General features: G+C 33.8%; 13 protein-coding genes. 2 read left to right on the top strand and 11 right to left on the bottom strand.

All coding sequences use genetic code 11. The annotated features are described in order from the left end of the window. Positions 1–2: 2 nt before the first annotated feature. Together rplD and rplC are read right to left on the bottom strand one after the other, a co-directional pair. Positions 3–632, bottom strand: coding sequence for a 50S ribosomal protein L4 (rplD, locus tag NZ698_RS11930; RefSeq protein ID WP_263003353.1), 630 nt, complete (start codon positions 630–632; stop codon positions 3–5). After that, a complete protein-coding gene (rplC, locus tag NZ698_RS11925; RefSeq protein WP_129535112.1) occupies positions 623–1,249 on the bottom strand; it encodes a 50S ribosomal protein L3 in 627 nt (208 codons plus the stop codon). The genes rplD and rplC overlap by 10 nt, the downstream gene beginning before the upstream one ends. Before the next feature lie 307 nt (positions 1,250–1,556). On the opposite strand from rplC, the gene NZ698_RS11920 reads away from it, so the two are divergent. Together NZ698_RS11920 and NZ698_RS11915 are read left to right on the top strand one after the other, a co-directional pair. Continuing rightward, positions 1,557–2,528: a hypothetical protein gene (locus NZ698_RS11920; RefSeq protein WP_263003352.1), complete on the top strand. Its 972-nt coding sequence runs from the start codon at positions 1,557–1,559 to the stop codon at positions 2,526–2,528. A 51-nt stretch (positions 2,529–2,579) separates the two neighbouring features. Beyond that, on the top strand, positions 2,580–5,282 hold the full coding sequence (locus NZ698_RS11915; protein ID WP_263003351.1) for a hypothetical protein: 2,703 nt from the start codon (positions 2,580–2,582) through the stop codon (positions 5,280–5,282). A 33-nt stretch (positions 5,283–5,315) separates the two neighbouring features. Here the strand turns inward: NZ698_RS11915 and NZ698_RS11910 are convergent, their stop codons facing one another. From NZ698_RS11910 to NZ698_RS11870, 9 genes are all read right to left on the bottom strand, one after another. Next, positions 5,316–5,816: a low affinity iron permease family protein gene (locus tag NZ698_RS11910; protein WP_263003350.1), complete on the bottom strand. Its 501-nt coding sequence runs from the start codon at positions 5,814–5,816 to the stop codon at positions 5,316–5,318. A gap of 65 nt (positions 5,817–5,881) precedes the next feature. Continuing rightward, positions 5,882–6,706 carry a GLPGLI family protein gene (locus NZ698_RS11905; protein ID WP_263003349.1) on the bottom strand — a complete coding sequence of 275 codons (825 nt, stop codon included), beginning with the start codon at positions 6,704–6,706 and terminating at the stop codon, positions 5,882–5,884. Positions 6,707–6,763: 57 nt separating this feature from the next. After that, positions 6,764–7,597, bottom strand: coding sequence for a GLPGLI family protein (locus tag NZ698_RS11900; RefSeq protein WP_263003348.1), 834 nt, complete (start codon positions 7,595–7,597; stop codon positions 6,764–6,766). 93 nt (positions 7,598–7,690) lie between these two features. Next, the gene (locus NZ698_RS11895) at positions 7,691–8,524 is read right to left on the bottom strand and encodes a GLPGLI family protein (protein WP_263003347.1); all 834 of its coding nucleotides are present in this window, start codon (positions 8,522–8,524) and stop codon (positions 7,691–7,693) included. A gap of 137 nt (positions 8,525–8,661) precedes the next feature. Then, positions 8,662–8,967: a 30S ribosomal protein S10 gene (gene rpsJ / locus NZ698_RS11890; protein ID WP_002661363.1), complete on the bottom strand. Its 306-nt coding sequence runs from the start codon at positions 8,965–8,967 to the stop codon at positions 8,662–8,664. Positions 8,968–8,984: 17 nt separating this feature from the next. Beyond that, positions 8,985–11,102 (bottom strand): elongation factor G, encoded by a 2,118-nt coding sequence (gene fusA / locus NZ698_RS11885; protein WP_263003346.1) that lies wholly within the window; start codon positions 11,100–11,102, stop codon positions 8,985–8,987. A 6-nt stretch (positions 11,103–11,108) separates the two neighbouring features. Then, complete coding sequence (gene rpsG, locus NZ698_RS11880) at positions 11,109–11,585, bottom strand: 30S ribosomal protein S7 (RefSeq protein WP_034962875.1); 477 nt, start codon at positions 11,583–11,585, stop codon at positions 11,109–11,111. Positions 11,586–11,608: 23 nt separating this feature from the next. Then, positions 11,609–12,022, bottom strand: coding sequence for a 30S ribosomal protein S12 (gene rpsL, locus NZ698_RS11875; RefSeq protein ID WP_027383325.1), 414 nt, complete (start codon positions 12,020–12,022; stop codon positions 11,609–11,611). Positions 12,023–12,144: 122 nt separating this feature from the next. Beyond that, positions 12,145–13,734 carry a DUF8728 domain-containing protein gene (locus NZ698_RS11870; protein WP_263003345.1) on the bottom strand — a complete coding sequence of 530 codons (1,590 nt, stop codon included), beginning with the start codon at positions 13,732–13,734 and terminating at the stop codon, positions 12,145–12,147. Positions 13,735–13,822 lie beyond the last annotated feature (88 nt).

The raw sequence follows: 13,822 nt of genomic DNA, 5'->3' as shown, positions 1-13,822 counted from the left end.
ATTTATTTCTTTAAATTTTCCTGGAATTTTTCAACTGCACCTTCTAAGAAAACGATCTCACCTGCATTAATTAGGTCATAAGAAGAAATTTCGTTGAATTTCATAACCTTAGTCTTAGGTAAGTTTCTTGAAGATAAATACACATTCTTGTTTGTATCAGGAAGAATGAATAAAGATTTCGTATCGTTTAATGCTAATGCATTCAAGATAGTGATGAAATCTTTAGTTTTAGGAGCAGCAATGCTCAATCCTTCAACAATTCTGATGCTGTTGTCTCTCATTTTCTGAGAAAGAACAGATTTTTTAGCTAATCTCTTAAGAGCTTTGTTCAATTTGAATCTGTAGTCTCTTGGCTTAGGACCGAATACTCTACCTCCACCTCTGAAAGTAGGAGATTTAATATCACCGTATCTAGCAGAACCAGATCCTTTTTGCTTCTTAAGTTTCTTAGTAGAAGCAGTAATTTCGCTTCTTTCTTTTGATTTATGAGTACCTTGACGCTGTGCAGCAAGATATTGTTTTACTTCTAAGTAAACCGCGTGCTTATTTGGCTCAATTCCGAATACTGTTTCGTCTAGAGTTACTTTTTTTCCGGTTTCTTTTCCTGATGTATTTAATACTACTAGTTCCATTTTCTGATAATTACATAAGAATTTTTAGCTCCCGGAACAGCACCTTTTACTACTAAAAGATTTTGTTCTTGATCCACTTTTAATACTTGAAGGTTTTGTACAGTTACCTGCTTACCTCCCATTCTACCTGCCATTCTCATCCCCTTGAATACTCTAGAAGGATCTGATCCCGCACCGATTGAACCTGGAGCTCTTAATCTGTTGTGCTGACCGTGAGTAGCTTGCATTACACCTCCAAAGCCATGTCTTTTAACAACACCCTGGAAACCTTTACCTTTTGAAGTTCCTGTAACGTCTACATATTCACCCTCAGCAAATAGGTCTACTTTTACTTCATCTCCTACGCTTACCGTATCTACGAATTCTCTGTAGAATTCTACCAACTTAGCTTTAGGAGCAGAACCAGCCTTTTTAAAATGGCCAGCTAACGCTTTACCAACGTTCTTTTCACTCTTGTCATCGAAACCTAACTGAACAGATTTGTATCCGTCCTTTTCAATGGTTCTGACCTGTAAAACCGAGCAAGGACCAGCCTGAATAACGGTACACGGCATATTTTTGCCGTTTTCGTCAAACAGAGAAGTCATCCCGATTTTTTTTCCAATAATACCTGACATTATTTATATAATATGTTATAAAATTTCCTTGTATTCACGTTCATTTTTCGAGTTCTCAAATAATTACCAAGTTTGAATTGGGCATATTCCTCCCCTAAAATGAGTGTGCAAATGTATGAATAAAATTTAATTTGACAAATATATATTGCAAAATATTTTGATTTTTAATGATTTAGAGATTTGCATGACTTTTGAAACGAAATTCTTTCAAATAAATCTTTAATTTTGAGAAAAAAGTATATGATAGATATTTTCAGCATTCAGATGTTCTTACCTGAAATCATTTTATTTTTACAATTTCTATAAAATGAAATTTCTTCAACTATTTTTTGCGTTTCTCTTCGTTGCTTCTTGCAGCGAAAAAAAGATTCATCCTTATACCTATTATTACTGGAAAACGAATCTTGCTTTAAATCAATCTGAAAAAAAAGCATTAGCAGAATCTACCACTCATTTTTTATGCACCAGATTCTTCGATGTTGATAAGATTAATGGAAAGTTTGAGCCGGTCGCTGTCATCACTAAAGCCAAAAGCTTTAGTACAGAAAAAGAAATCATACCTACAGTTTTTATCACAAACCGGACATTCTATCAGATTAAAGGTGAAGAGATTACTTTTCTTGCAGAAAGTATTTATCAATTAATTCAGAAAAAAGTAAACGATTATCAACTCTCCTCAAGCAATGAAATCCAAATCGACTGTGACTGGACTGCCGGAACCAAAGATGATTATTTTAAATTTTTAAATGAGTTAAAAAAAATTTCAGGAAAAGAAATCACCTGCACTCTTCGTCTTCATCAGGTGAAAGATAAAAACCTGATGGGAATTCCCCCTGTGAAAAAAGTCTATCTGATGTGCTACTCTACTTCTTCGCCTTTGGAAAATTCAGATAAAAATTCAATTTTAGATATTAATATTCTAAAAAGTTATCTCTCAAAACTGGAAGATTATCCTTTTAAAAATATAGAAGTTGCTCTCCCTATTTATTCGTGGGGAATTGTGACCAATCATCTGGGAAAACATAAATTGATCAATGCTTTGTCGAAACAAGATCTGGAAAACGAAAATTTTAAAAAAATATCGGAAAATGAAATTGAAATTCTAAAGGACGGTTTCTATTTTGGAAGTTTCCTGAATAAAGGTTTTAAAATAAAAATTGAGGAAATCTCTGATGAACAGATCAAAGAAGTGGTACAGTTTTTAGATAAAAAAATAAGCGCCTACAACATTATATATTATCAATTAGATAGTAAATTTGTAGAAGGTCGAAATTTTTAGAAATATTGATTTAAGAAAAACATCATTTTAAATAAAACACCAAATATAAATATGAAAAAGTACATTCTATCATTAGCTGTAGTTTCACTTTTCTACACAAAATCTGAAGCCTGCGCTTGGGCAGATCCTGATTATGATTACTTTAATCTCTTCACACAAAGTATTATCAAAGACAAATCTTACCTGCCTTTTCTTCACAACTATTCCTCAAGATTTTACACTGATTTCAAAAGATCACAGATTCCTGATGAAAATACAGAATCATGGAGAAAATTTTTTAATAATCAGTTAAGCTATTCCGAGACAGATTTTTTGGTTAATAAACTTTCGATGAATGATCTGAATGATTTAAAAAAAGGAAACAGCACTGATACTATACTTAAAAAACTAGGTGCGGGATCTTATCAGAAATATCGTGAAGGAATCGATTATCTCATCGAGGCAAAATATCTTGAGCCTTACATGAAGATCAATTACGTAGAAACGGCAGATTCTTTCTATTACAGAGAAAATGAAAGCGATAAAAACGCGACCAACTTAGATTACGCAAAAACAGTTTCTGCACTGACTTCTTTATACAATGCTGCAAGGAATCCGGAAATCAAACAACGATATGGTTTTCAGCTTGTGCGTTTCAACCATTACACAAGAAATTTTGACGCTGCGCTTCAGGCTTTCAAATTATATGTACAGCCAGTTTCGCTACGTGGTGCTGTGTATTACATGGCACTCGATCAATTAGCCGGAGCACAACGAGGGTTGCAAATGGGAAGCGATGCCAACTGGAATTTCTTTCAGGTTTTCAAAAACAGTAAGAGCAGAAAAGAGGGCGCTTTTGTTTCAATGAAACTTTCCGACACTGCTTCATTTAATAATATTCTGAAAAGAGCAGGAAACAATGATGAGAAAAACATGGCTTATTTTCTTTTAGGCTACGAAGATTTTACCAATCCGATTCCGATGATGGAAAAAATGTACGACATCGATCCCAACTCGGAAATTCTCAAAGTAATGGCGGCAAGAAGCATTAATGAATTGGAAAGAAGTTATCTTCCGACATACTATTACGAATCTGAAAAATCTGCCACAACCACAGATGTAAAAACATCTGCAACAGTTACTGAAACAAAAGAGGCAAAACCAAAGGAATTAAGCTTTTGGCAAAAGATTGTATTATTTTTCAAAAATCTGTTTAGTTCAAAATCTGATAAAACAAAAGACGGAACAAAAAATGATCAAAGCGATGATGAGTTGCTGGAAAATCCTAACAGAATTCCTTTTTATACAAAAAACGAAAGTTATTATTATGACGAAAAGCAAAAAGATTTTTTGGATGAGTTAGAAAAATTTACTGATAAAACGAAGGAAAAATCAAATGATGAATATTGGCAGATTGCAGATGCTTATCTTAAATTTTTAAAGAAAGATTACAAAGCAAGCACGGAAATTTTAGATGAAATAAAAACCAGCAATCCTGAATATCTTGAAGAGATCAAGAGAATGAAAGTGTTAAATGATATCGTTTCGCAGCCAAAAATTACTGCCGAATATGAAGATCATTTGATGAAAGATTACGCCGAATATTTTGCTGAAAAGAAAATTGAGAAAGACAGCACAAATGAAGAAGGTTACGATTACTACGGTTCACCTCCTTCAACAGATTCTTTCCTGAAAGATGTTTTGGCAAATCGTTATTTTCTTCAGGGTGAAGACGGAAAATCTTTCCTGATGAATAATAAATTGTCGGATCTTCAGTACAATCCGAATTCTACGTTGGTAAAAAGTGTAGAAGATTTTTACAGAAAAGCTGATAAGACCCAATTTGAGCAACAGATCATCGCCAAAAACATGGATGATGTTGGCAACATCGATGCCTTTTTCAATCTGATCTATGGTGACAGAGCGATGAGATTGGCAGATTTTGATAAGGCTAAATCTTATTATCAGAAAGCACAGAGTTTCGCCGGAATCCCGAGAGAAAACTATGAAACATACAACCCTAAAACTGATAAATATGAGAAATTGGTTTATGACGGAACAAACTATGATGGTTTCAAAAATATTCCTAATCTGATATTTGGTCATAATGTCTGGGAAAGTTTTCAAAGTTCGGATTCAGAAAGTATGTCAACAGAAAATTATTCTGCATTTACTTTCATTAAACCGGTTATGAATAAACTTGAACTATCTGAAGCTTTGATTCAGCTTAAAAAAATAGGAAACGGTAAAGATCAAAAAGCAGCTGAAGCTAATCAACTGATCGGAAATCTATTGTATAACACTTCTGTTTTAGGATATTACCGTGAAGTTTTTGTAATGGATGTCGACAACAGCAATGGCGGAAAATACGATTTCTGGAGCACCGACAAGAAAAGCCCTTATCAATATTATTATAAAAATTTCACTTCAACCACTTATGTCGAACCAGATAATTTCGATTTAGCATTAAATTACTATAAGAAAGCATTAAGCGTTTCAAATAATAAAGAACAGAAAGCAAGACTGCTTTTCCAGATGGCAAGTGCCGAACAGGGAAAATATTATCAGTATGAAGCCAAAAATCAGGCAAATATTGATTATGCTGATCCGAAATGGTCTGAGAAAAATGATGCTTACCAAAAGCAAATGAATGACTTGAAAAATCAAAAGTACAGAACCTATTTTGCACAACTTAAATCTCAATATTCTGATACCGAAACGGCAAGAACACTTTTGGGAAGTTGTAGTTATTTTGATTATTTTATGAAGAGATAATTATTAAGATACATTTAAATACAAAGAAAGGAATCACATCGATTCCTTTTTTTGTTCCTGTTTTAAAAGCCACTCTTCGTGTTTCTTTTTAAAAGATGCATGTTTATAATTTTGATTTCTTTTCGCAGCATCGATCGAATGCGAAGCATGAATATCTTCATCTTCTTCAGCAAAATCTGCCAACTTTTCATAATAACAGTGAATTTGGTCGAGTTCCTTTTCGGTAAGATCTTCAATATCAACCATTCGGTTACTGGCTTTTTCGTTGGCTGCAATCAATTCATTTAATTTGATCTGAATGGCTTTTGAGTCTTTATTCTGAGATTTCTGAATCAGGAAAACCATAAGAAAAGTAATGATAGTAGTTCCTGTGTTGATGACCAATTGCCATGTTTCTGAATATTTGAAAATGGGACCCGAAACAGCCCAAATTACAACAATGGCAACTGCGCCAATGAAAGCATAAGAACTGCCGGTAAATTTTGTTGCCCAATTTGAAAATTTCTCAAAAATACTTTTATCTGATTTTGACATTACGATTAATTTTATCCTTAAATATAAACAAAAACTCCGCACAGTTGACGAAGCATTTAAGTTATTTATTTAGGATAAGCAACAAGTTTATTCAATTCCACAGGATTATTATACTTTCTCATATTATTCTGCTGTCTTTGCCTCACTTCGCGAAAATTCTTTTGCGTCAACTTTGTTCCATCCTGTAAAATCGCCCATTTGTCATCTGCCAGTTCAATTTCACCATTTTTCACAAAACTTAAAGGATCATTATAAAATGTAAGTTTTGCTTTCACATATTTTTCCCGGTTGACAGGAACTCCAATTTTATAGATGTGATCCAAAGCGACTTTTTGAGTTTCGTTTAACTTTTCTGACTTTATTAATTTGAATGAAAAATTATTTTTAGAATCTGAAATTTCCATAATTAATCCCGGCAAGCCATGAAATGTGTAAGGCCCATATTGAAAAGGAATTTCCAGAGAAAACCACGCCGTCCATTTTCTACCTCCCCAATTTGTTTCTGCTTTTTGCACCATATGATTTTGAATCGTTTTCTTCTCATTCGTTAAAACCCATTTTTGCGCAACTTTTTCAGAAGTTTTCAGGATATCATATTCGAGCCATTCGTAGTGATCGTATTCATCATTTGCCTTCCGGACAATAACATCGGTAAGTTTAGGAAAATTATCTGTTGAAAAACCAATATTGTTTTTGATAAGAGAATCTCCTTCGTAATATGATCTTCCGTAATATGTAATATCATCAGAAAAAATATCAAGATGATAAAATTCTTTTGTCAAATTGTTTTCTGTAGAATCCCTTTTAAAATCTACTTCATAAATAAAACGATGATTTTGTGAAAATAAAAAATTCGCAAACCCTAAAAACAATAGCAATAATATTTTCATACTCTTCAAAAAACTAAATATAAAAAATCCTTTTCTTGTGAAAAAGGATTTTACGTTTTATTTTTTGGGATAATGAATTGCTTTATTAACTTCGATCGGATTATTGCTTTTTCTTATGTTGTTTTGCATCATATCCGACAATTCTTTTATTTGCTCAGGACTTTTCACCTCAATTCCCATAACCATAAATCTTGCGCTTGGATCGGTATTATTTTTATAATGCTCTTTAAATTCGTGAAGAGGATCATTATAATTGTCAAGCATAAGTTTCTTAAGTTTTGCTTCAGTAATTTTTACAGGTTTCTGTCCTCCAAAGTTTTCGATAATTCCGGTTGTGTCATAGGTTTTTGCAAGTTTATAACTTTTCACTAAAGAAAATTTAAAATTATCCTTATCGTCGGAAATTTCAAATATCATTCCCGGTAAACCTCTAAATTTGTATGGTCCTTCACTTAGTGCAATATCTTTTGTAAACCAAGCCGTCCAGTTTCTGCCTCCGAATTTTGTAGTAGCTTTCTGCAATTTGTAGCCTCCCAAATTTTTAGTTTCTTCCGAAAGTTTCCAGTCAATTTGATCTTCGGTATCAACAATGAACATATTCTGAACATGAATATAGTTTGAGTTGATATTTGAATTTTTCTTTCTGGTCAATGCAGGAGTATCATCCCAAATAATACTATTCTGACCTTTTGTTTTGTTCGTAGAATCCGTGACAACAAAATCATAATTATAGAATTTAACGTCATTAGGATTCACATCAAGAACCATACTCGATTTTCTTGATTCTGCAGATGTGGAATCCATCTTAAATTGATATTCATAAATAAACCGATGTGTCTGTGCAGATAACGACAGACTAAACATCATGACAAGAAGTATTATTGTTTTCATTGTAATAATTTTTACAAAGATATAAAATAAATAGAACCTTGCAATACATAATAGTGTTAAAATATAAATTACAGATTTAAGTTCATTAAAATATTACTTTTTAATCTCGGGGTACTTTATTGCTTTATCCAATTCGATCGGATTGTTTTCTCTTAACATTATTCTTCTACGTTCGTCGGACATCCCTTTCAGCTGGTCTAAACTTTTGATCTGAACTCCCATTACATAAAATGTATTTTCAGGATTGGTATTTGATTTAAATGATTCTGCAATATCCTGCAGAGGATTATTGTAAAGTTCTAATTGTTTTTTTGCAATGACTTTCTCGGTAACAGGAATTGGTTTCCGTCCCAAAAAACTGTCAAGGAATTTCGCTTCATAAGTTTTAGGAAACTTCATACTTTTAACCAGTTTAAATTTAAAGTTTTCCTGATCGTCCTCTATCTCGAAAATCAATCCAGGAAGTCCCCGAAATTTGTATGGTCCTTCACTCAAATTAACGTCTTTAGAAAACCAGGCGATCCAATTTCTTCCTCCAAAAGTTGTTATTGCTTTCTGTAAAGTATATGATCCTTCAACTTTTGTTTCATCCATAAGTTCCCAATTCATTTTATCTGTTGATTTTACAGAGAAAAAATCATTCAGCAAAATCAGTGAAGTATTTTCAAAAGAATCTTTTTTTCTGATAACCGCAGGAAGATGATCATCCCATCTTGTTCTCTTCTGACCACGGATAATATTCAAAGAATCAGTTTCAGCGTAGGAATAAGGATAAAATTTAACATCGTCCGGATTGATGTCTAAAATCATATTTTCATTTGCAAATTCTTTTGCTAATGAATCTAATTTGTAGTGAAACTGATAAATAAAACGATGTGTTTGCGCTGTCAGGATAAAAGGAAACAATAGCAAAATAAATTTTATCATATTTTAATTTTAATCAAAAATATCAATAATGTTTGAATTGATTAAATTCCAGATTAGATAATTAGCTTTAGTGATTTAAAAATAAAAAATCCCCAATCTTTCGAAAGGGGATTTATATAATAATGATAATTAAATTATCACACTTTAATTTCTACGTCAACTCCTGAAGGAAGTTCTAATTTCATTAGAGCATCAACAGTTTTAGAAGAAGAAGAGTAGATATCCATCAATCTCTTATGAGCTGACAATTGGAACTGCTCTCTTGCTTTCTTGTTTACGTGCGGAGATCTCAACACTGTGAAGATTCTCTTATTTGTAGGTAATGGAATAGGTCCGTTTACAACAGCACCAGTAGCCTTTACCGTTTTTACGATTTTCTCAGCAGACTTGTCTACCAAGTTGTAATCGTAAGATTTTAGTTTTATTCTGATTCTTTGTGACATTTCTTTGATTTAAAAAATTAACCTTTTGCTTTAGCAATAATATCTTCAGCAACGTTTTGAGGAGTTGCTTGATACTTCTCTAATTCCATAGAAGAAGTAGCTCTTCCTGATGAAAGTGTTCTTAGAGTAGTAACATAACCAAACATTTCAGAAAGTGGAACTGAACCTTTGATCACAACGGCACCGTTCTTTTCTTCTTGTCCACTGATAGTACCTCTTCTCTTGTTAAGGTCACCAATGATGTTACCCATATATTCTTCCGGAGTTACAACCTCCAACTTCATAATAGGCTCCATAATTACTGGCTTAGCAGCACGTCCCGCTTCTTTAAATCCTAATTTAGCTGCCATTTCAAAAGAAAGTGCATCAGAATCCACCGCGTGGAAAGATCCGTCTTTAAGAGTAACTTTAATACCTTCAACTTCGAAACCAGCCAAAGGACCGTTCTTCATTGCAGCTTTAAAGCCTTTTTCAATGGCAGGAACAAATTCTCTAGGAACGTTACCACCTTTGATCTCATTAATGAATTCTAAACCAACTTTACCTTCGTCTGCAGGTCCTAGTTCAAATACGATATCAGCAAATTTACCTTTACCACCAGATTGTTTTTTGTAAACTTCTCTGTGTGGAGCAACTCTTGTAAGATTTTCTTTGTACTCTACCTGAGGCTGACCTTGGTTAACTTCAACTTTGAATTCTCTTCTCATACGGTCAACAATGATATCTAAGTGAAGCTCACCCATACCAGAGATAATCGTTTGTCCAGATGCTTCGTCAGTTCTTACTGTAAACGTAGGATCTTCTTCTGCCAATTTAGCTAAAGCGTTACCCATTTTATCCTGGTCAGCTTTAGTTTTAGGTTCTACAGCGATACCAATTACCGGATCAGGGAAAACCATCGATTCTAGAACGATTGGGTTTTTCTCGTCACACATTGTATCACCAGTTTTGATAGATTTAAAACCTACCGCTGCACCAATATCTCCTGCTTCAATATATTCTACAGGATTTTGCTTGTTAGCGTGCATCTGATAGATTCTTGAGATTCTTTCTTTATCTCCTGAACGGGTGTTCAAGATATAAGAACCAGCATCTAGTCTTCCAGAGTATGCTCTGAAGAATGCCAATCTTCCTACGAAAGGATCGGTAGCAATCTTAAATGCTAAAGCCGAGAAAGGCTCTTTTACGTCTGGTTTTCTGAAAATTTCAGCGTCAGTTCTTGGGTCAGTACCTTTGATATCATCTTTATCCAATGGAGAAGGCAAGTATTTACATACTGCATCCAACATAAACTGTACTCCTTTGTTCTTAAATGAAGAACCACAAGTCATTGGGATAATAGACAAATCGATAGTAGCTTTTCTAAGAGCTTCGTTGATTTCGTCTTCAGAGATTGAATCTGGATCTTCGAAGAATTTCTCCATCAAAGTCTCATCGTAGTCAGCAACAGCTTCTACTAATTTCTCTCGGTATTCAAGAACTTCATCTTTCATGTCGTCAGGAATTGGAACTACCTCGAAAGTAGCACCTTGTCCAGCTTCATCCCAGATGATCGCTCTATTTTTAATTAAGTCAACTACACCTTTGAAATCTTCTTCAGCACCGATTGGTAAAACGATTGGAACTGCGTTTGATCCTAACATCGTCTTAACCTGGTTTACCACGTTAAGGAAGTCAGCACCTTGACGGTCCATTTTGTTTACGAATCCCATTCTCGCAACTTTATAGTTGTCAGCAAGTCTCCAGTTTGTTTCAGACTGAGGCTCTACTCCATCTACTGCAGAGAATAAGAATACCAATCCATCCAATACTCTCAAAGATCTGTTTACTTCTACTGTGAAGTCAACGTGTCCCGGTGTATCGATGATGTTGAAGTGGTAAGGTTTAGTTTCAGGTAAAGCTTTTCCTTGATCAGTTGGGAAGTTCCAAGAACAAGTAGTTGCAGCAGAAGTAATCGTAATACCTCTTTCTGCTTCCTGCTCCATCCAGTCCATTGTAGAAGCACCATCGTGAACTTCACCAATTTTGTGGTTTACACCTGTATAGAATAAGATTCTTTCTGTAGTGGTAGTTTTACCGGCATCAATGTGCGCAGCAATACCAATATTTCTTGTAAATTTAAGATCTCTACTCATTTCTAATTAGAATTTAAAGTGTGAGAAAGCTTTGTTAGCTTCCGCCATTTTGTGAGTATCAGATTTTTTCTTGTAAGCAGCACCTTCTTCTCTTGAAGCAGCTACCACTTCGTTAGCCAATTTCAAAGCCATTGACTTATCGTTTCTCTTTTTAGAGTAAAGGATTAACCATTTCATTGCCATAGAAATTTTTCTGTCAGCTCTGATCGGCATAGGAATCTGGAAGTTAGCTCCACCTACTCTTCTAGAACGTACTTCTACGTGAGGCATAACGTTAGTCAATGCATCTTTCCAGATTTCAAGGGCAGTCTTTTCAGTTTCTCCTTTTTTAGTTTCTACGATATCTAAAGCATCATAGAATATTTTGAATGCGATAGACTTCTTACCGTCTAGCATCAAGTTGTTTACAAATCTAGTTACCAATTGATCATTAAATTTCGGATCTGGTAACAACGGTCTTTTTTTTGCTTTTGTCTTTCTCATTGTTTCTGTACCTTATTTAATGATTATTTTTTCTTTCCTTTAGCTGGTGCAGCTGCTGCCTGACCTGGTTTTGGTCTCTTAGCTCCATACTTAGATCTTCTCTGAGTTCTTCCGCTTACACCTGCAGTGTCTAATGCTCCTCTTACGATATGATAACGTACTCCCGGTAGGTCTTTCACCCTTCCGCCGCGTACCAATACTATCGAGTGCTCTTGAAGATTATGTCCTTCGCCCGGGATGTAGGCGTTGACTTCTTTACCGTTTGAAAGTCTTACCCTTGCAACTTTTCTAAGTGCAGAGTTAGGTTTCTTAGGAGTGGTAGTATATACTCTCGTACATACACCTCGTCTTTGTGGACAAGAATCAAGGGCAGCCGATTTACTCTTCTTGGTGAGTGCGACTCTTCCTTTTCTTACTAATTGTTGAATAGTAGGCATTTAATTGCTTTTTATTTTAGGGTGCAAAAATAGTAATAATTTTTTAATCTACAAGCAGTTATAAAGAAATAATGTTTTTTTTCATTAAGATTAGATCCATCTAATTTCCGTTAATTATTATACTACTGCTGTCCGGTTATACTTACCTGAACATTTTTATTCCATTTAAATTTTCTTACGTTTTCTTGCAATTGCAGGTAATTTTCAGGGTTTATAGAATAAATTACAACATGATCCACTGCTGCATTTATATTGTCATCGATTGTTAATACAGCAACTTTTTTCCAGTTTTTTGGAACGTAACCGCCAAACCATTCTTCATATACTATCGCTAAATCGTAATTATTTTTAATAGAATATTCAGTCACAAAATTTTCAAACTTCTGATCAAACTCCCTTCCATTTTCATTGTAAGGGATCATTTCCTTAGAACCTAAACCTACGATATCTAATAAATGAATATCTGAAAAATAACAAATTGCTCCAATATCATTCGCAACAACCTTCGATGTATTATAGTATTTTTTTAGAAATTTGGCAGACTGTATTTGCTGTTCGTAAATATTACGACTTCCATTCACGATCATTAAATGAGAAAATCCGAATTTATACACAAGTAAAAGGACATTGAAAATTATCAGCAACCCCATTACTTTATCTTTTTTAAATGCAAATAAAGGATTTACAAAAAAATGTTTCAGTCTTGGAATTATCACCATAACAAAAGCAACAGAAATATAAGCTTCATACCGGAAAAACGCCCGGAAAGTGCCAAAAAAGGAATGAAGAATCAATGTAAACGACAACACGATCAACAAAAAGTTATTTAGAATCAACTGATGAAAAGAAATCTTATTTCTGTAATCTCTATATAAAAGGACAACCGTAATTAGAAGAAAAAACAATCCCACCTTATAAAATGTGATATTTAAAAACAATTTATTTAAAAGAAGATGTTGAAGCTGAGAAACAAAGTCTCCCGCAAGTTCTATTCTGGCTCCTTTTACCACAACTGAATAGGGTAAAAAATAACCGGACTGCTGATAATTAAAATACCCAAATATCAGAATTGGAAGAAAGCCACACACTAATGTTAAAAATGCATTCCTGAAATTTTTAAGACAAACAAAAACAAATGCTAATGACACGAAATAAAACATACTTTCAAATCTTACCAAACCAAGAAGTGCAATAGTAAAATAAAACCAGTAAGCAGATTCCGACTTTTTAAAATCTGAATCGAGCCATTTTTGAAAGAAATAAATATTTACGACTATTAAAAAAACCTGTAACACATGTTCCATACCGAGCATTACCTGCAAGTGAAAAACGGCAAAAAATAATGTGAAAAGACTTGCAATAATCACATTTCTGTTTTGTTGAAAGTATTGACTGTAATATTTGTCAAGAAAATAAATGACAAAGAAGGAAATAATCAAATTAAAAATCAGTGGAATAATATCATGATTTCCAAAGATATAAATCAAGATACTTAATATAAAGGTGAAAATCGGTGATGAAGACGATGATGAAAAAGTGTATTGTGTCATTCCCCAGACTTTATGCAACGCAAAATTTTTTGCCAATGCTAAATGGATGTAGGCATCATCAACTGTATAAGTAAAAATATTGTCAGTTTGTGAAAGCATCAGTATCAGATAAATAACACAAACTCCGAAAAAAACGGCACAGGTAGTCAATAAACTTTTCATATTCCCGCAATATTACTAAAACTTCCGGAATTTTTTCTCCAAAAACCCGCGATAGTTATCATCTATGAAACAACCTCAATTTCGGCAC

This window comes from Chryseobacterium edaphi, assembly GCF_025628985.1.
Lineage (GTDB): Bacteria > Bacteroidota > Bacteroidia > Flavobacteriales > Weeksellaceae > Chryseobacterium > Chryseobacterium edaphi.
Note: the sequence above shows the minus strand (reverse complement) of the source record. Positions and strands in the feature narration are given on the sequence as shown.

Coding starts and splice junctions, on each gene's coding strand:
- rpsG (WP_034962875.1), bottom strand. CDS start 11,585: ATGAGAAAGACAAAAGCAAAAAAAAGACCGTTGTTACCAGATCCGAAA.
- NZ698_RS11895 (WP_263003347.1), bottom strand. CDS start 8,524: ATGATAAAATTTATTTTGCTATTGTTTCCTTTTATCCTGACAGCGCAA.
- NZ698_RS11900 (WP_263003348.1), bottom strand. CDS start 7,597: ATGAAAACAATAATACTTCTTGTCATGATGTTTAGTCTGTCGTTATCT.
- rplD (WP_263003353.1), bottom strand. CDS start 632: ATGGAACTAGTAGTATTAAATACATCAGGAAAAGAAACCGGAAAAAAA.
- rpsL (WP_027383325.1), bottom strand. CDS start 12,022: ATGCCTACTATTCAACAATTAGTAAGAAAAGGAAGAGTCGCACTCACC.
- NZ698_RS11870 (WP_263003345.1), bottom strand. CDS start 13,734: ATGAAAAGTTTATTGACTACCTGTGCCGTTTTTTTCGGAGTTTGTGTT.
- NZ698_RS11910 (WP_263003350.1), bottom strand. CDS start 5,816: ATGTCAAAATCAGATAAAAGTATTTTTGAGAAATTTTCAAATTGGGCA.
- rplC (WP_129535112.1), bottom strand. CDS start 1,249: ATGTCAGGTATTATTGGAAAAAAAATCGGGATGACTTCTCTGTTTGAC.
- rpsJ (WP_002661363.1), bottom strand. CDS start 8,967: ATGTCACAAAGAATCAGAATAAAACTAAAATCTTACGATTACAACTTG.
- fusA (WP_263003346.1), bottom strand. CDS start 11,102: ATGAGTAGAGATCTTAAATTTACAAGAAATATTGGTATTGCTGCGCAC.
- NZ698_RS11920 (WP_263003352.1), top strand. CDS start 1,557: ATGAAATTTCTTCAACTATTTTTTGCGTTTCTCTTCGTTGCTTCTTGC.
- NZ698_RS11905 (WP_263003349.1), bottom strand. CDS start 6,706: ATGAAAATATTATTGCTATTGTTTTTAGGGTTTGCGAATTTTTTATTT.
- NZ698_RS11915 (WP_263003351.1), top strand. CDS start 2,580: ATGAAAAAGTACATTCTATCATTAGCTGTAGTTTCACTTTTCTACACA.